This is a genomic window from Salinadaptatus halalkaliphilus, from assembly GCF_006543045.1.
Classification (GTDB): Archaea; Halobacteriota; Halobacteria; order Halobacteriales; family Natrialbaceae; genus Salinadaptatus; species Salinadaptatus halalkaliphilus.
Map to the genome: position 1 here is coordinate 133,337 of NZ_RBZW01000058.1, position 17,459 is coordinate 150,795.

The 17,459-nt window shown below is 62.0% G+C and carries 18 protein-coding genes and 2 tRNA genes; 10 read left to right on the top strand and 10 right to left on the bottom strand.

The annotated features are described in order from the left end of the window. Positions 1 to 316 precede the first annotated feature (316 nt). Both D8Y22_RS22495 and D8Y22_RS17160 read right to left on the bottom strand, forming a co-directional pair. Positions 317 to 682, bottom strand: a complete 366-nt coding sequence (locus D8Y22_RS22495) for a hypothetical protein (RefSeq protein WP_174811897.1) — start codon at positions 680 to 682, stop codon at positions 317 to 319. A gap of 377 nt (positions 683 to 1,059) precedes the next feature. After that, entirely contained in the window at positions 1,060 to 1,554 is a 495-nt protein-coding gene (locus D8Y22_RS17160; protein ID WP_246084487.1) for a cyclase family protein, read from the bottom strand. A gap of 61 nt (positions 1,555 to 1,615) precedes the next feature. Here D8Y22_RS17160 and D8Y22_RS17165 point away from each other — a divergent pair, with 61 nt between their 5' ends. Then, positions 1,616 to 2,410, top strand: a complete 795-nt coding sequence (locus D8Y22_RS17165) for an NAD+ synthase (RefSeq protein WP_141465914.1) — start codon at positions 1,616 to 1,618, stop codon at positions 2,408 to 2,410. 52 nt (positions 2,411 to 2,462) lie between these two features. Here the strand turns inward: D8Y22_RS17165 and D8Y22_RS17170 are convergent, their stop codons facing one another. Continuing rightward, positions 2,463 to 3,227 (bottom strand): class I SAM-dependent methyltransferase, encoded by a 765-nt coding sequence (locus D8Y22_RS17170; RefSeq protein ID WP_141465915.1) that lies wholly within the window; start codon positions 3,225 to 3,227, stop codon positions 2,463 to 2,465. A gap of 43 nt (positions 3,228 to 3,270) precedes the next feature. Next, on the bottom strand, positions 3,271 to 3,981 hold the full coding sequence (locus D8Y22_RS17175) for an enoyl-CoA hydratase/isomerase family protein (RefSeq protein ID WP_141465916.1): 711 nt from the start codon (positions 3,979 to 3,981) through the stop codon (positions 3,271 to 3,273). Positions 3,982 to 4,041: 60 nt separating this feature from the next. On the opposite strand from D8Y22_RS17175, the gene D8Y22_RS17180 reads away from it, so the two are divergent. From D8Y22_RS17180 to D8Y22_RS17210, 7 genes are all read left to right on the top strand, one after another. Further along, a complete protein-coding gene (locus tag D8Y22_RS17180) occupies positions 4,042 to 4,728 on the top strand; it encodes a DUF7114 family protein (protein WP_141465917.1) in 687 nt (228 codons plus the stop codon). A 244-nt stretch (positions 4,729 to 4,972) separates the two neighbouring features. Then, positions 4,973 to 5,044 (top strand) — tRNA-Thr (locus D8Y22_RS17185). A 149-nt stretch (positions 5,045 to 5,193) separates the two neighbouring features. Continuing rightward, a tRNA-Thr gene (locus tag D8Y22_RS17190) sits at positions 5,194 to 5,265 on the top strand. A gap of 167 nt (positions 5,266 to 5,432) precedes the next feature. After that, positions 5,433 to 5,915: a 6-pyruvoyl trahydropterin synthase family protein gene (locus tag D8Y22_RS17195; protein ID WP_141465918.1), complete on the top strand. Its 483-nt coding sequence runs from the start codon at positions 5,433 to 5,435 to the stop codon at positions 5,913 to 5,915. A gap of 1 nt (position 5,916) precedes the next feature. Beyond that, on the top strand, positions 5,917 to 6,732 hold the full coding sequence (locus D8Y22_RS17200) for a 7-carboxy-7-deazaguanine synthase QueE (protein WP_141465919.1): 816 nt from the start codon (positions 5,917 to 5,919) through the stop codon (positions 6,730 to 6,732). A 6-nt stretch (positions 6,733 to 6,738) separates the two neighbouring features. Next, entirely contained in the window at positions 6,739 to 7,539 is an 801-nt protein-coding gene (gene queC / locus D8Y22_RS17205; protein WP_141465920.1) for a 7-cyano-7-deazaguanine synthase QueC, read from the top strand. 69 nt (positions 7,540 to 7,608) lie between these two features. Next, complete coding sequence (locus D8Y22_RS17210) at positions 7,609 to 8,064, top strand: hypothetical protein (protein WP_141465921.1); 456 nt, start codon at positions 7,609 to 7,611, stop codon at positions 8,062 to 8,064. A 41-nt stretch (positions 8,065 to 8,105) separates the two neighbouring features. On the opposite strand, the gene D8Y22_RS17215 is transcribed toward D8Y22_RS17210, so the two are convergent. From D8Y22_RS17215 to D8Y22_RS17230, 4 genes are all read right to left on the bottom strand, one after another. After that, complete coding sequence (locus D8Y22_RS17215) at positions 8,106 to 9,332, bottom strand: iron-containing alcohol dehydrogenase family protein (protein WP_141465922.1); 1,227 nt, start codon at positions 9,330 to 9,332, stop codon at positions 8,106 to 8,108. A gap of 124 nt (positions 9,333 to 9,456) precedes the next feature. Next, on the bottom strand, positions 9,457 to 10,158 hold the full coding sequence (locus tag D8Y22_RS17220; protein ID WP_141465923.1) for a phosphatase PAP2 family protein: 702 nt from the start codon (positions 10,156 to 10,158) through the stop codon (positions 9,457 to 9,459). Between the two features lie 518 nt (positions 10,159 to 10,676). Continuing rightward, positions 10,677 to 11,057, bottom strand: coding sequence for a hypothetical protein (locus D8Y22_RS17225; RefSeq protein ID WP_141465924.1), 381 nt, complete (start codon positions 11,055 to 11,057; stop codon positions 10,677 to 10,679). A 67-nt stretch (positions 11,058 to 11,124) separates the two neighbouring features. Beyond that, on the bottom strand, positions 11,125 to 11,661 hold the full coding sequence (locus D8Y22_RS17230; protein ID WP_141465925.1) for a hypothetical protein: 537 nt from the start codon (positions 11,659 to 11,661) through the stop codon (positions 11,125 to 11,127). Between the two features lie 634 nt (positions 11,662 to 12,295). Between D8Y22_RS17230 and D8Y22_RS17235 the strand changes: the two genes are divergently transcribed. Beyond that, positions 12,296 to 12,637 carry a hypothetical protein gene (locus tag D8Y22_RS17235; RefSeq protein WP_141465926.1) on the top strand — a complete coding sequence of 114 codons (342 nt, stop codon included), beginning with the start codon at positions 12,296 to 12,298 and terminating at the stop codon, positions 12,635 to 12,637. Between the two features lie 139 nt (positions 12,638 to 12,776). On the opposite strand, the gene D8Y22_RS17240 is transcribed toward D8Y22_RS17235, so the two are convergent. Beyond that, positions 12,777 to 14,261: a hypothetical protein gene (locus D8Y22_RS17240; RefSeq protein ID WP_174811898.1), complete on the bottom strand. Its 1,485-nt coding sequence runs from the start codon at positions 14,259 to 14,261 to the stop codon at positions 12,777 to 12,779. A gap of 699 nt (positions 14,262 to 14,960) precedes the next feature. Here D8Y22_RS17240 and D8Y22_RS22500 point away from each other — a divergent pair. Beyond that, positions 14,961 to 15,554 carry a hypothetical protein gene (locus D8Y22_RS22500; RefSeq protein ID WP_174811899.1) on the top strand — a complete coding sequence of 198 codons (594 nt, stop codon included), beginning with the start codon at positions 14,961 to 14,963 and terminating at the stop codon, positions 15,552 to 15,554. 129 nt (positions 15,555 to 15,683) lie between these two features. Here the strand turns inward: D8Y22_RS22500 and larC are convergent, their stop codons facing one another. Beyond that, positions 15,684 to 17,027, bottom strand: a complete 1,344-nt coding sequence (larC, locus tag D8Y22_RS17250) for a nickel pincer cofactor biosynthesis protein LarC (RefSeq protein WP_141465928.1) — start codon at positions 17,025 to 17,027, stop codon at positions 15,684 to 15,686. Positions 17,028 to 17,459 lie beyond the last annotated feature (432 nt).

The window sequence follows — 17,459 nt, forward strand, 5'->3', positions numbered from 1 at the left end:
TTGGTTCGTCCGGAGCGTCGTCGTCAGCCGGACTGTCACCGGGTGTTTCGTCGTCTACTGGTTCCTGTTCACCAGGGCCGTCGTCACCACATCCGGCCAGTACAGCCGCTCCGCACGCGCTCCCGAATACGAGAATCCGTCGGCGCGTCGATGATCGCGTCGTTCTGTCCACGGCGAGTACTCACACCGCTCGAACCAAAACGCACACCCCTGCCATCGCTACGAAGCGAGTGACCTGTCGCGACTTCCCCACACCGTAACAGCTACTCGAGGAGGAATACGGTGCCAACCCGATGCGCGAGGATCGGCTGGAAGGTTACTCGTCGTCTTCGTCGTCGTCGTCTTCGTCCTCTTCGTCGTCTTCGTCGTCGTCGTCTTCGTCGTCGTCGTCTTCGTCGTCATCCATCGGGTCGTCCTCTTCGTCGTCTTCGTCGTCATCCATCGGGTCGTCGTCTTCGTCGTCTTCGTCGTCATCCATCGGGTCGTCCTCTTCGTCGTCGTCTTCGTCGTCCATCGGGTCGTCTTCGTCGTCGTCCATCGGATCGTCGTCTGCTGGATCGTCAGGATCGTCTGCTGGGTCTTCCTCTTCGCCCGGGCCTTCGTCGTTACAGCCAGCAAGGGCAGTGACTCCAGCAACACCACTCAGCGCGATCATTCGTCGGCGTGTGATCTGATCGTCCATCGGCGTCCAGTAGCGAGACGGGGATGCTCAAGAGAATTCGGCCCTTATTTACACCGATTCCCGAGATAAGCAACCGTAACATCTCGTCTGTCGTGACCGACGCCGATTTGGAACCGTCTCTACAGCTTTTCATTTCTCGACGCTCACGAACACATGTATTGTACCGTATGATTTCCAGACTGATGGCGTTGTAACAGTGTGTGAATTCGCCCTCCTGTAGTCCGTTTTGCCTCGGATATGTGCCCCAGTGAGTTTATAATCGAATACATACGTGCAGAGACAGATTATTGTACTGATGGTGTTCTACCCGTCGACAGTCGGCATGCAGCCACCCGATTGTGATCGTCTATCGATTCGATCAAACGGGTAAACGTCACTCAATGTGCCTTCAGTACAAGCGAATTGATTGGTGCACCCGTCGCCCGCTCCATGTGCAACGGCGCGGCCGTATATAGGACTTCGTAGATGCCGTCCGTCGCACAGCTCGCAGCGAGGTCATCGAGCCAGAGGATTTCGTTCAGGTACACCCCGAGATCGCGCAACGTCACGCCGTGCAGCGGAATAACGTACTCCGTGCCGTCGATCTCCTGGTTGACTTTTTCCACCGCGAGGTTATCCGGGCCGATCATCGGAATATCCATCTCGTACAGCCACCAGACTAACTCCTCGCTGAACCGGAGCCCGGGCTCGTTCAACGGATCCCACTCGGCACCGGGATCCTGCAGGCGCGCCACGGCACCCGTTCGTATCAACAGGATGTCCCGCTCCTCGAGGTCGGTCCCTTGCGCGTCGGCGGTCGAACGGAGATCCTTGTGACGTTCGTGGCGACCCGATGATGATCGGCGCCGTAAACTCCCATGCTGGTTGTACACTCGTCCACTTTTTTTGCTCGAGGGGGAGGCTATTAGAACGAGGAGCCTGTACAGGTGCGTAATGATCGATCTTCGGTTCTCGGAGTCAGAACTCGAACAGCGACGCGAACATATTCTCGCCTTCATTCGCGAGCGAGTCGAGGCTGCAGGCGTCGACGGCGTCGTACTCGGATTCTCCGGGGGGATCGACAGCACGCTGACTGGCCATCTTGCCGTCGAAGCGCTCGGCGCGGAGAGCGTCCACGGACTCGTCTTGCCGGCGACCGTCAGCAGCGACGACAACATGAGCGACGCCGAGCGAGTCACACAGGCTCTCGAGATCAGTTACGACGTGATCGAGATCGAACCGGTCATCGACTCGTTGGTGGCGGCCTATCCCGAAGCCGAGGGCGACCGGGAAGCGGTCGGCAACGCACGCGCACGCGTTCGAGCCGTATTCAACTACCTCGTCGCGAACAACGAGCACCGACTCGTCCTCGGGACCGGCAACCGGAGCGAGGCTGCCGTCGGCTACTTCACCAAGTACGGCGACGGCGCCGTCGACTGCCATCCCATTGGCAACCTCTACAAAGCACAGGTTCGCCAACTCGCACGCCACGTCGGCGTCCCGGACGACCTCGCCGCGAAAACCGCCACCGCCGAGTTGTGGGCCGATCAAACCGACGAAGACGAGATGGGACTCAGCTACGAGACGCTCGATTCGATCCTCGCGACCCACGTCGACGGCCCGTTGTCGGTCGCCGCGACCAGCCGTCACCTCGAGGTCGACGAAGCCACCGTCGAGAAGGTACGCGGGATGTACGAACGAAGCGAACACAAGCGACGGGTTCCGCCGGCGCCCGAACCGCTCGAGTGAGCGACGCCGACCCGACGCCGACCCCCCGAGACGGTGTCGACACGCGGTCGAATTACTCGAGGACGGCGACGACGCGAAGCCGACGGTAATCTGCCGTCCAGGTTCCATCCGCGAACAGCGCCTCGCGAAGGTCGTCTTCGACGGCGTCGATGACGGCCGCCCGTTCGGATTCCGGAACTGGCGACAACAACTCGTCACCGAACATCTCGATCCAGCCCTCGAGTCCGTTCTCGCCGTCGTCTAACGTCGTCGGCCGATCGAACAATCGAGCGTGGCGCACTTCGAACCCGTGAGACTCGAGGCGGCTCGCGTACTCGCCGACGGTTGGGAAATACCACGGATGGGTCGACTCGTAGCCACGGCGCGTCAGTTCGGATCTGACCGCATCGACGATCGCCTGAACATTGCCGGTTCCGCCTAATTCGGCGACAAACCGCCCGTTCGGTCGGAGTGCGTCGGTTACCGACTCGAGGACGGCGTCCTGCTCGTCGATCCAGTGGAGCGCGGCGTTCGAGAAGACGGCATCGACCGGCTCCTCGAGGTCGAAATCACGAGCATCGGCCTGGACGAATCGCTGGTCCGGATACTCGGTTCGAGCCTGCTCGATCATCGCCGGTGACCGATCCAGCCCGACGACCGCAGCCCCAGAAGAGGCGATTTCGGCCGTCAGATGACCGGTTCCACAGCCGAGATCCAAGATTCGTTCGTCGGGGCTCGGCTCCAGCAGGTCGATCACGTCCTCACCGTATTCGAAGACGAACGAGTGGCCATCGTCGTAATCGCTCGAGTCCCACTCGTTTGTGTCGCGTGCGGTCATCGTCGAAGGGTTCGGCGCCGTCCTCGTAAATCGTTGGTTCGGCTCACTCGAGCAATGCATCGATGTCGTCGGCGTGTGCTTCGACGAGACGACCGAAGGCCTGTGCCTCCCGTCGTTCCTGTGTTGCTCGCTCGTCGTCGTCCCGAATGCGACGTTTGAGCACTGGGAGTGCGTCGTGAGCGTTCTCGAGGAGTTCGTCGGCGACCACCCGCGGCTCGGCTTCGATTCGGGAGATGAGTCCCATTCGCAGGGCGTCCTCGGCGTCGACCGTCCGCCCGCTGAGTGCGAACTCGAGGGCGTTGCCCTCGCCGAGGACCCGTGGCAATCTGACGGTCCCGCCCCAGGCCCCGAACAGTCCGAAGGTGACGCCCGGCTCCCCGTAGCTCGAGTCCGGCGTGCCGACCCGAACGTCACAGGCGAGTGCGAGCTCGAGACCGCCCCCGAGGGCGGGGCCGTCGATTCCCGCGACCGTAATCGCCGTCGATTCGTCGATCGTTCGGGCAACGCGCTGGCCGAGCCGCGCGAACGCCTCGGCGCGTTCCGGATCGCCATCGAGACCACCGACGGTCTCGAGGTCGGCGCCGGCGCTGAACGCGGGGCCGTTTCCGGTGAGGTAGATCACCGCTTCCTCGGCGTCCGCGATGGCGGTGTCGAGCGACTCCAGTCCCCCGACGGTCAGGGCGTTGCGGGCGTCGGGCCGGTCCAACGTGATGGTCCGGATCGATCGCTCCGCATCGGTCGTAACGTCGATCATGTTCGGAGTCGATCGGGCGTTTCCAAAGGCCTTTGGCTCCCCCGTCGTAACTGCTCGCTAATGGAACCGGCCGACAACTGTCGGCGTGCCGCGTTCGAAGCAGTTGCGGACGTCGAACCAGCGCGGTTGCACGACCTCGTCGAGGCCATCCTGGATGGCGCATCGATGGTCCCCGGTGCGCTCACGGTCGAGAGCACCGCCCGAGCAGGAACAGACGTAAGTACCTCCCTCGAGGAGCCGACGACCGACACGGACCCCGTGTTGACCCAGGCCGCAGGCGTCCAACTCATCTACGAAGGACTGCGGTTGACCCGAACCATCGCCCACGACGAACCCTGGACCGATCCCGACTCGGCCGTCGACGGCGACCTCGAGATTCTGGCCGCCGACATCCTCGTGGCTCGCGGGTTCTACCTCCTCGCTCGCACCGACGCCGCCGGCAAGGCCGTCCAGACGGTCCGGACGTTCGGCCGCGATCAAACCCGCCGCGACGACCTCGAGGGCATCGATCCCACGACGATCGACGCCAACCTCGAGCGCGACGTGCTCGAGCTGGCCGTCCGAACCGGCGCTGCGTCCGCCGGCGAACCCCCCTCGTCCCGCTTGCTCGCGTTCGCCGACGACCTCGCAGACGATGTCGCCCCGTCCTTTCCCCCCGCGTCGGAGTGTCTCTCGGAGCTCGACCCTCGACGATCCGAGCTCGAGGAGAGTACGACCGACCGAGCGACATCGGCAACCGACCCCTGAGACGGATTGCTTAATTATACTGCGGACAACGGTCCTGTACATCCGATCGCGACTCACCGGCTGTCGACGCCGGCGACAGCCTTCGCATGCGATCTGACTGTGAACCGTGTCGTCCGAGTATACGTGACGCTGATTGCTGACTCGTTCCGGCGATCGACCACCGAGATCGCCATACGCCACACTGACACACGCCCCGTCCAAACCGAAACCCATAAAGACAACTCGAGTCAACGGATACATGCGTGCCTGGGTAGCTTAGCGGTAAAGCGCGTCCTTGGTAAGGACGAGACCCCGGATTCAAATTCCGGCCTAGGCTCTTCATCTCGGCTTTACAGACCCGGAATGGCGACGCCGCCGTAACGGATACATCGTGTCAGTGGACTCGAGTATCCCTAGATCGAGACGGGAGTCAACTCGCCACTTCCGAAGGGGTTAAATCCGACTCGCGAAAACGATAGCATGCGTGCCTGGGTAGCTTAGCGGTAAAGCGCGTCCTTGGTAAGGACGAGAGCCCGGGTTCAAATCCCGGCCTAGGCTCTTTTCGAGTTTGGCACACTGCTGTCTGTGTGACGGAGAACTCGCTACGCTATCTTCTTGCCGACCACTGGTGAGCCTCGAGCGGTAGTGCCATTTCGAACTCGCTCACCTACATCTCCCCGGGACTGGTGGACCAAGTATATATGCTCTCCAAAGAATATCGAGGTATGATTGGCGGATCACTGGCAGATGGTTTCAAGAATACATCCAGCGAAACCGGAGACGACAGCATCGTCGGCACGGCGCGAACCCTCCGTATCGGTCACGACCGGCCGATTCGTATCAGTGCGGGCCACCGGCTCCTGCACCACGATGGGAAGTGCTCGCGCCCACACGGACACAACTACGAGGTGAGCGCGACCGTTACCGGCGAACTAACGCAAGCGGGATGGGTCGCCGACAAAGGCGATATTACCGCAGTAATCGAAGAGTGGGATCACATGTTCCTGCTCGAGGCCGGCGATCCGCTCGTCGAGGCCTTCGAGGCGGCCGGCGACGGCGACGGCGTCGTCGTCCTCGAGGCGCCGCCGACGGCCGAAGTGATGAGCGTCGTGTTAGAAGAAAAGCTTCGGGACGCGCTTCCGGAGACGATAACCGACGTCGCAGTGACGGTACGGGAAACGAGCGAGCTGTGTACCAGTGGTGTCTGAGATGCCGGTCTCCGAGCGGGTCGACGACCGGGAGTGGAGCGGTCGTGATCGCGAGCGAGCCGACGGCGAAACTGACGCGCCGGCAGATCAGTTGGGACTCCCGATCAACGAGCTGTTCTACTCGCTACAGGGAGAGGGAACACTCGCCGGCGTTCCGTCGGTGTTCGTCCGAACGAGTGGCTGTAACCTCCGCTGTTGGTTCTGTGACTCGTATCACACCTCCTGGGAACCCACCCACGCGTGGCTCGAGCTCGAGGCCATCCTCGAGGAGATAGAATCCTTCGAGGCCGACCACGTCGTGCTCACCGGGGGCGAACCGTTGGTCCACGACGATAGCGTTGCCTTGCTCGAGGCGCTGGCCGATCGTGACTATCACACGACCATCGAGACGAACGGGACGATCTACCGCGACGCGCCGATCGACCTCGCGTCGATCAGCCCGAAACTCGCGAGCAGTACGCCGACGGCGGCACGCGCCCCCGAAGGCGTCGACGTGGGTGAGTGGGAACGACGCCACGAGGCCGAGCGGGTCGATCTCGAGACCCTCGCGGCACTCGTCGAAACGTACGATGTCCAGTTGAAGTTCGTCGTCACTGACGGCGACGATCTGCCCGAAATCCATGCGTTGCTCGAGGCCCTTCGAGACGCTGCAGCCGTGCCGATCCCCGACGACGACGTGTTGTTGATGCCCGAAGGTGCGACCCGCGAACGCCTCGCCGAGACTCGCGAGCGTGTCGCGGACCTTGCCCTCGAGTACGGTTTCCGATACACCCCGCGGCTGCACGTCGATCTCTGGAACGATGCCCCCGAAACGTAAGTTGCTATGACAGACACACCGGCCGAAACTGATACGCCGACCAACGCGGCGACTGGTACCGACACATCGACCTCGAGAACGAACGCGTCCGCGAGAGTGACCGAGGAGGGGACGCCGAAACGAGCCGTCGTCCTCCTCTCGGGGGGGATGGACAGCGCGACCGCCGCCTACGAGGCCCGCGAGCGGGGATACGAGATCTACGCGCTGCATACCTCCTACGGCCAGCGCACCGAAGCCCGCGAACTCGAGTGCGCTCGTCGACTCGCCGAGGAACTTACCGTCGCGGATTTCTGCTCGATCGAGACGAGTCACCTCTCTGCGATCGGCGCCTCGAGTCTCACCGACGACGAGATGGCCGTCGCCGACGCGGATACGGAAAGCGACGAGATCCCGTCGTCGTACGTCCCCTTCCGGAACGCGAACCTGCTCTCGATGGCGGTCGCCTACGCCGAAGCCAACGACTGCGGCGCCGTCTTCATCGGCGCCCACAGCGAGGACTTCTCGGGGTATCCCGACTGTCGACCCGAGTTCTTCGACGCCTTCGAGCAGGTGGTCGATGTCGGCACGAAACCCGAGACCGAAATCTCGATCGAAGCGCCGTTCGTCGAGTGGTCCAAGACCGACATCGCCGACCGAGGGCTCGACCTCGGGGTTCCCTACGAGCACACCTGGAGCTGTTACCGTGAGAACGAACCCGCCTGTGGCACCTGTGATGCGTGTGCGTTCCGCTTGCAGGCGTTCCAGCGACTCGACGTTCGCGATCCGATCGAGTACGGTGAACGGCCGTCGTACACGGACGAGTCATGAATTCTGTGGCAACGCAGTATCAGTAGCGGTGAGAAAGATTCAACTCGGTGACAGCCAAATCGTCGACCGATGATAGCTGCGGTGCGCAAGTGGTTTCGCGAGGACGGTGAGTGGACCCTGCCGGATGGCCGACGCGGCGAATTGATCGTCCTCGCGATCGGTCTTCCCGTCTTCATCTGGTTCGTCCACGCTGACGGCGGGTTGCCGTCGGTCGGCGATATCTGGATCGCTGGTGCCATCGGCACCGGTGCCGGCTATCTGTACACCGGACGGTATCGAGAGCGGGTCGTCGATACCGTCCCCGCGGTCAATGGCTGGACGGTCGTCTCGCTGTTCGCCGGCGGCTTCGGTCTCAGCGTGCTCGAGGTCTTTTATCTGGCCGATCCAGCCGTTGCCTTCCTGGTAGCCGCGGGCGTGACGATCGCGGGTATCTACGCCGTGCGACTCGTCTCGCCGGTCCACGAAGGCGTCCAACCGCCAGCCCGCGGCGTCGAACCGCCGCCCGCGCTCGAGACGGACGGCTAACTCGCTGGGTCGGCCCTTGGACTGCTACGCGCGCTCGCGAACTACCAGGCCTGCTCGAGGATCGCTTCGATATCGTCGGTCGTTGGCTCGAGCCCTGGCGGGGCGTACTGTAGCAGTCGATCCTCGAGAATCGCGTCGGCGACGTCGGGGAACCGTTCGGGATCGGGACTGTCGACATCGCGGAGTCGCGTGGGGAGGTCGAGGGCGTCCCTGACTCCGATGACGGCATCGACGACGGCCGCGGCGGGATCGGACGCGTCGTCGACCTCGAGGGCGTCGGCGAGGGTGTCCGCGCGGACATCGACGCCATCGGCGTCGAAGAGGTACTCGAGCACGTGAGGAACGACGACAGCGTGAGCGACCCCCTGCTGAAGGCCGCCGTATTCGGTCAGTCCGTGGCCGAACGCGTGGACGATCGAGAGCATCGTCTCTCCCGGTCGAGAGATGCCGTACTGCACGAGCACCAAGCCCTCGAGGATCGTCGTGATAGTCCCGGTGTCACGCTTTCCGCGGCCGTAGTCCCGAAGGCCGTCGGCAAACAGCCCGAGGCCACGGGTCGCCGTCGCGTCGGTGACCGGCGTCGCGTTGGCGGCGTAGAGCGTTTCGATCCCCTTGTCGAATCCGTTCATCGCCGACCCGGTGAGCACCGGTTCTGGCGTCGTCGCGACGAGGGCCGGATCGTAGACGGCCGCAGTCGGCATCAGGCCCGGATGTGAGAGTCCGCCGTCGACTGGAGCGTCGACCAATCCTGACTCCGGATCGGCGGTGAGGCCGGCGGCGCTCGAGAGTTCCGCGCCGGCGAGCGTCGTCGGAATCGCAACGATTGGATACAGCCCGGAGTCGGGGACCGTAATCGTCCCTCGGTCGGCGAACTCGGCGGCGAGTTCCGCCCGTGTACGGTCGCTGGCGGCAACGGCGCTACAGGCCGTCGCGATGTCGAGACTGCTCCCGCCACCGAGGCTGACGAGCACATCCGCATCCACGTCCTCGAGTCGGTCGACACCGTCGACGGCCGTCGCGAGTCGTTTGTCCGGCGTCGTCTCAGCGAAGACGCCCGCGAGTCGATCCCCGAGACCGTCTTCGACGGGATCGATCACCGCGGGCGTCGAGCCGACGGTCGACCCACAGACCACCAGCGCGCGTTCCAGGCCCGCTTGCTCGAGTTCGGTCTCGAGCGAGTCGACCGCGGCGGGGCCGAACAGAACTGTCGGCGAATCGTACTCGAAGCGAACGGCCGGTCCTCGAGATGTCGAAAACGGTGTCGTCATAGCGTCCCGTATGGTGCAGGACGGCATAAAAGCGAGCGCGGCGGCGAGCCGTGTTGCTCGGGGCCGTGTCGAACGTATCGGTCCGCTATCGGAGGGGTTCGCGGCAACGCGGACTGCGAATGACCTATGGCATCGCCGAAAGCCACAACTGCCGAACGGCGGGTCGGCTGATGGCCCACCACCCGAGCGCACTGCCGCCACAGCCGAGAAATGCGAGCCAGCCGTCTGTCGTCCCGCCGGTGACGAGAAGCGCGGTCGTGCCGAGGACGGCCGCTCCGAGGAACGCTCTCCCTGGGTCACGCCGCGTCAGTAGCGCCGCAAGGAGGAGAAAGGCGACGCCGAACAGGACGGACGCGACGACGTCGACCAGGAAGTGGACACCGAGTGCGAGCCGCGAGACGGCGACGAGTGCAACGGCGATCGACGCCGTGGCCAGTCGGCGTTGCCTCGTCGAATGCGTTCCCCACAGCGCAAGCGTCGTCCAGAGGACGGTCGCTGCCATCGTGTGTCCGCTTGGAAATCCGTCACCGGTTCGCGAAACTGCCTGCAGCGACGCCGGCGGTCTCGACGCTCCGAACGCCGTTTTGAGGACGAGCGTCAGTGCGAGTCCGCCGAAGACGACGGCGACGACGAATGCCGTTCGATCCGTGAGTAACTGCTCGGTGCCGTCCTCGAGCGACCGATAGGCGTCGTGTCCGACGATCAGAACCAACACGCCGACGACGAGGAACCCGTCGCCGAGGATCGCGACCAGTTCGAACAGCGGGACCGACCACTCCGGGAGGGAGGGACGGATTAGTTCGGTAACGCCGACATCGCGATTCACGTTCGAAACACCGCGAGTCCTCGGGACGGACTCGAGCGGTCGATACACCGATTCGACAGTTAATTCTTTCAGTCGTGAGTCGTCAGTCGAGACGGATCGTCGTCACTGGGGACGGATCTCCCGACGTGAACGAACGACTGTCCGGACCGACAGCGGTTCGCCCGTCTCCGCCGGGATCGACCAGGGGTGGAACGTGTGGCCCGTCATAGACGTGACGACAACGACAGATTACAACATAGGGAAGATAATCGGTACTCGTGTAGCGTATCCGTACATCCTGAGAGTTCGGTGTAGGTGAAGAAAGCTAACAACGGGCTCGAAGAGAACAATTCTACGACGGATACTGGAGTGAGCCACGATGAACAATTCGACGGCGTCGACCGGGGGGACACGGACGAACAACTCGACGGTCCCGCGAGCGGTTATTCACAAGCAGATCCTCGATGTCGCGGAGTTGCGGCCCGATGCATCGATGGAAGCGATCGCCGAGGGGGTAAGCGGCGCGACCGTTTCGATCGTCACGAACGTCCTCGAGTTCGTCGGCGACGGCGGGACTGATATTCTGGACGACGACCCATCGCCGCAGGTTCGGCGGCGAGTGCCGTCTCTGCCTGGTCGGTCTCGTTGGCCGGTTGCTCGTCCGTCGCGGCCGTCACGTTCATCGGACTATCGGTCGCTGACGGGACGATGTACACCTCCGTCACCGTGAGCGTCCCGGTATCGTCGTTGACCGTCGCGACGTCTCCCACCTCGAGCCGTTCGAGTACGTAACCGGGTTGCGGACCGAGTTCGACCGTTGCATACCGTGTCTCGGACTCGGCATCCCCCTCCAGATCGTCGCCGACGCTCGAGACGACCGCAATTCCGGCGAGGATCACAGCCAAGAGGAGAATGACCACGAATGCGTCGATAATTAGCGGACGCCTACGGGTGATTGGTTGCCGATCGACGATCCGGCCCAAACGGTCAGTGGCGGGTTTCGACCTGGGTGCTGATCCCGCCTCCCTCGCGAAGCGACACCGTCGTCAGCGATCTGTCACCGGACGAATAAGTCGTCGTCATGTTCGCTCGCGCCGAGCCGGATTCGATGTCCGTCGCGTAGGTTCCGGGTTCGTTGACGACGATCTCGAGTGTCGTATCGGCTGGCAGTTCGTCGGTTTCGTCGAATACGGAGGCCCCGTCGTGATCGATGCGGACTGTGAGATCACGTGCGTCCGTATCGGCGTTCGTGACGGAGATCGCATGGAGGTCGCCCGGCTCCGTTTCGGTACGGTTGTCACTGTCGACGATGTCGATACGTTCGATCGGATCGGACGGAGTCACGTCGGTGAACTCGTCGTCGGTCCTGTCGCCGTCAGCGTCGTCGTTCTCGCCATCGTCCCCGGTCGAATCGGTCGACTCCACGGGTGAACCATCTGTGGTATCAGAGCGGTCGCCGAGACAGCCGACGATGGAGACGAGTCCGACAGTCGTTCCGAAGCTGACGAGCGTGCGGCGGTCCATATCGGTCGCCACATCGGTCTTGGTGAAATCGTTTTTTCACGGCTCATAGACAGTCATGACAGGTGATAGTCGGCGCTCGCGTTGTCGTTCTCGACAGTCGGGAACTCGAAACGAACACAGTCGGTAATCGGCGCTTACAACGCGATCGAACGGTGCGGTATCGACGGGACTGTCAGTACGAGATTCCGAACCCGAACGAATACGGACTGGTTCGCAACGGTCGTCGGTATCGGTTGCTGGCTCCTTACAGAGTCAAGGTGGTGGACTCGATCACTCGTCAGCACCGGCGTACATCGGTGCTGGCGAGGAGAGGCCAGTGATCACGATCGTATCTCGTGAACCGTTATCACCACGAGTACGTACTCAATGGCGGTGCGGTAACCACGAGAGCGTCCCGCAAGTGACGAGCTAGCGGTGCCACTGCACACCTGACCACACGACGGCTGTGCGACCAGTGAGTGAATCGTTGCAGTTGGTACTATACCAATCGCACCCCACCGGTAGCGACCGCTAGGGATATGCTCGTCCAACAATCACCTACACTCTCGAAATCGAGTGTTTGGACGCCGTACGATTGCCCTCGTTTATCACAGCAACCGATGACACGCCAATACCCCATACGGGGGAGACGACCATGAAAGAAAGAGATCGAGTGACACTGTGCCAGCGTGCGATCGTCGTCGCGATGACCGTAAGTTTGCTCGCGTTGACCATCGGGGCTGGCGGTGCAGTTGCTCAGGATACCGAAGTCATCGAATCGGAGAATCAGACACAGACTGAAGAAACCGGCGAAGTGACTGCACAGGAGACAGTCGAAGAAGAGAGCATAACAGAGATCGAACAATCGGAGACGACCACTGAGACGGTGGTCGAAGATTCGTTTACCACAACCGGTGACGATATTTTCGACACCGACGCGTTCCTCGAGGACCTCACAGTTGAGATCCTCATGCCGGACGACGGGCTCTTCGAGTAACACACCGCGTTACGTTCGAGGAGCTTCGGCCGCCCTCGGACATTTCAGCGACGTGTAGGGCCTATCGACCCTGACAAAGAAACAGTGAAATCGGAAACGGTTCAGCCGCCAATCGATTCGAACGTCGCCGACAGTTCAGTTACCCTTCCACCCAGACGTTCGTCGCAGCGACGGAGCCGAACTGGATGTTCTCGTTCTCCTGCATGCTCACCTGTGCCGCGTCGGAGCTGTTGCCGTTTTCGGCGATGGCGATTGCGGCTTGCTGTTCGTTGACGTTCTCCTGGGTGATGAACTGCACTTGCTCGAGCTGGGCGCTCGCGTGCTGTTCGGGGTCGTTGGTCTGGAGCGCGTCGTAGTCGTAGGCGAGTCCTTCGAAGCCGTCGACATCTTCGCCACCGACGGTCACGCTGGTGGTCGAGGTGACCATGGCGTTCTCGTACTGGTGGCTCGGTCCTGCGTAGACGTTCAACGCGTCCGCGAAGCCGACCTGCGCGTTGAGGTTGGTCTGGAAGGCGAGCTGGACCGCGGTCGCCTCGCTTTCGTTGGTCGCGTAGGCGAATGCGGTGTTTTGCAGGTTGACGTTCATCTGTTCGGCGCTCTGTTGCTGGGTAACCTCCGAGGTAGCCGACTGGATCTGCTCGTCGCTCTTCTTGTGGCGATCGTCTTTCTTGTCGTCGTAGAGCGACTCCGTCGTGATGTCGGTTTCGAGGACCGAGGTATCGTCGTCGACGCCCGAAGTTGCGACGTGCATGCCTTCGAGTCCCATGATGATGTTCTCGGCTTGCGCAGCACCAATCTGTTCGTTGAGGTTGGTCTGTTCGGTCACCTGGATTGCAGTGGCGACGCTGTCTTCGCCAACGGCGATGGCGACGGCACCGTCTTGCTGGTTGATGTTCGACTGATCGACTTCCTGTGCCTGTTCGATGTCAGCTGCTGCAGCCTGGTCGGCGAAGTCACCGCTCCCCGCGTAGACGTTGGTCGCGTTTGCAACGCCTTGTTGCAGGTTCTGGTTGGACTGCTGGGACTGCTGGATCGCGGTCGCTTCGCTCGCGTTCTCCGCGATCGCGAACGCGGTGTTCTGTTCGTTGTAGTTCAGCTGGCCAACTTCCTGGACCTGCGTCACTTCGGCCTCAGCCGACTGGTCGGGGTCGATGTCGGGCTTGTGGCCTTTCTTGTCAGCGATGCCCCAGCCGTCGAATGCCTTGCCGTCACCGTTGCCGATGAGGACAGTAACTTCGCCGACATTTTCGAACTGGGTCTCTTCGACCTGGACGTTGTCAGCGGACGCGTCCGCGAACTGATCGTTGGAGTTGAGTTGGGTGGCTTCCTGGACCGCCGTGGCCTCGCCACCATCGATCGAGATCGAGGTTGCGTTCGCTTGCTGGTTGATGTTGACCTGGTCGACATCTTGGTACTGCGAGACTTCGACGTCCGAGACCTGGTCACCGTTTGCGTGCGCTTCGATGTACTCGTCGAGGGTCATGTCGCCGAGATCGGCACCGAAGACCAGATACAAGCCTTCGTCGTTCTCGAGCGCGTGGGCCGTCGAGTCGCCGGGATCGTCGCCCGCGGCGGCAGCCGGCGCGCCGGCTGCGATCATCGCTACGGCGACTATACAGGCCATAAGAAGCGTCGTACACTGTGAACGTATCGTCGTCGTGGTGGTCATGATTCGTTTGATATGAACCGTGAGAGTCTTTCTTTCTGCAACCCCACGGCGTGAACCGTCGTAATCCTATGACAGACTTTGTTATCTGTCAGTTGAAGCGCCGATGCGCCGGCCTACCGAATCGAAGCCGATTGCTTACGGGCAGAAACCGGTCGCTTCGACCCTGGCGAGAACGAGACGGCTCACTTGCTACCGTGTCACAGACGGTCACACCGGCGTTTCGCTCGAGAATGCGGCCCTGTGAGCGGAAACGTCTCAGCGAAGGCGACTGTTTCATCGAGAAAAGGCATCTCTTACTGGCCACGCTGGCCCGGAGGTGGTACCTGATTAGGATTCGGGGGCGGTCCTGCCGGGGATATCGCGCCACCGTTGGCGATAGGTTGTTCGTATCGCTTCCAGTGACACACAGTCACAAGATGAAAACTGAGCCTGATTTACCCGACGAGGGTTTCATACTGTGTAAGTGGCGAATTCACCCTGAAACCGTTTGTCGGGTTCAAGTGGGACTCCGTGATGAGTAGCCAGTGGGCAACGCGTCACAACGGGGATGTCTCAGGTGTCGGCGGTACGACCCGTGACGAGCGCCGGCCACGTGGTTGGCGTGAGGACACACGGAACGTACCCTCCATGTGATGCGTGCCTCAGAATACAAATATGAAGCGCGCACTCGCAATCACACTGACGGTAGCGATGATCGGATCCCTCGCGTTTATGGGATTCGCAGGAACGGCAGCGGCACAGGAAGATCAAATCATTGATCAAGCTGCAGAGAACGTTTCTCTCGACGCAGACCAACAGCAGGACCTGATGTCCGGTGACGCAGAAACTAACGTGAACGTCGATCAGTCTAACGACAACGCACAGGTCGGCTCTGCGACCGCTGGTGACGCTGTTGCACTGAGCGGCGGTGGCGGTGCCGGCGCTGCTGGAGCTGCCCACGATAAGGGTGGAGCTGCAGCTGGCGCAGGTGGTGCTGGCGGTGGCGCAACTGCAGCCTCCGCAGCTGAAACCAACCAAGTTCAGGACGTGAACCAGATCAACGCCGCTGACGTCGATGCAACCGCCGAAAGCGGTGACGTCACTGGTGAGCAGAATCTGACGCAGGAGCCAACCCAGGAAGCTGAACAGGTTGACGAAGGCGATGTCGATATCGATGCAGGCCTCGATAATGAGGAGTTCTTCGGCGAACTGTCGGCTCTCTTTGAAGGATTCAGTAACTTCGATCCTGCTGAGGTCGGCGACACGTAACCTGTAGCGAACTGCAGCGAACTGAATCTTCGTAGTTTTTTCTCAACAAGAATTTGGCAGTTGTATGCAGGACAGTATCAACTGAAATGTAACAGATTTCTCTCAGTTTATTGATGTCACTTGTTTAAGCTAATTCCAATCGAGCGGCCCGTATACCACTTCCTCGGCCTGCTGAACCACAGTGCGAATAGCCGTTTTTGCTTCCCGAGCAACTGCCTTCGCATCTTCGTACTCCGCACTCACGTCGTAGACCTCACCATCGACGTCACGTGCGATCTTCACGTCCACCTCGTATTCCTCACCACCAATCTCGAGCGTCACGGTCTCGATCTCCCGCTGTGCAATCCACCGATGGCTCGCACCCGATTCACGCACGCCAAGCGTCCCAGTCTCTTCGGCCAGTCGACGCGCGACTCGCTGTCGATCCTCGGGTTTGCAGATGACCTTCACGAGGTGGCCCGGCCGGGATTTCTTCATCGTCATCGGGACGATCGAGACGTCTCGAGCGCCGACCTCGGCTAACGTCTCTTGGAGCCCGCCCAAAATTTCGGGCGAGACGTCGTCGACGTTCGTCTCGAGCACCGCGATATCGTCTTTCACCAGCCCCCGGTCGCCCTCGCCGACCAGTACCCGGAGGACGTTCGGGTGGGGATCCAGATCGTAGCCGCCAGCGCCGTAGCCCGACGACTGGATCTCGAGGGCGGGCAGCGACTCGACGCCGTCGGCGAGGTGGCCGAGAATCGCCGCACCGGTCGGCGTGAGGAGTTCTTTCTCGACGGGCCCACCCTGGAGCGACCAGTCGGCGCGTTCGGCGATTTCGACCACCGCGGGCGTCGGCACGGGGTACTCGCCGTGGCTCATCGAGACCGATCCGCCGCCGGTCGCGAGCGGGGTCGTGACGATGCGCTCGGGCTCGAGGTCGTGGACCAGGAGAACCGCGCCGACGATATCCGCGATGGCGTCGTCGGCTCCGACCTCGTGGAAGTGGATGTCCTCGAGTGCTTCGCCGTGGACGCTGGCTTCAGCCTCGCCCAGTAACTCGAAAATGGCGAGTGCGTCGCGTTCGACCGCCGGCTCGAGGGCCATCGATTCGACGATGTCGCACACCTCGAGGTAGCTGCGACGGGGGCCGTGACCCTCCGCGCGGACGTGCTCGTGGTCGTTGTGGGTGTGTTCGCAGTTGGCGTGGGTATGTTCGTGGCCGTCGTGGCTGTGATCGTGGTCGTGATCGTCGACGGAATGCTCGTGGTCGCGGTCGGTATCCTCCCGGTCGGCGGTGTCCTGGTCCGTCAACACGACGTCGACCGTCGTCGCCGAGATGCCGCACTTGACGGTGTCGTCGATTCGGTACTCGAGCTCGAGGGCGTCGGTGACCGGCTCGAGGGCGTCGGGATTGGCACCGACGGCGAGGAGGGCAGCGAGAATCATGTCGCCGCTGGCCCCCATCCGGCCGTCGAAGGCGAGAACGCTCATATGGACGAACGGACTGGGACGGTCAAAAAGTCATCCATCGTGTCGGTGAGCCGGATCCAATATGCCGTCGAGCCGTTTGTGTGCGGTGAGAACAGTACGAAAGCCCCTGACCCGCTCGACCGTCCGGGGCTCGTTGCGGTCCTCACTGCGTTGCGGTCCTTCCGGCGCCCGGGAGGGACCGACCGGGCCAGCCCCTTTCATTCCCACCCAGCGGTTGTTGACCGGCCAGCCGATACAGGTGGGAACGAATGGGCCTGCCGGTATCCGGAAAGACGGGTGACGAAAGCACGCGAACGGAGCGAGGGCAAAGCCCCCCGGAACGCAAACGGGGAAGTACGACCCGTGAAGGGAGTGAGGCGCGTACCGAGGCCATAGACCGGATATAGTAGCCACTGCAACTATTTACACACTGATCGTGTAGCTGGCGTGCGA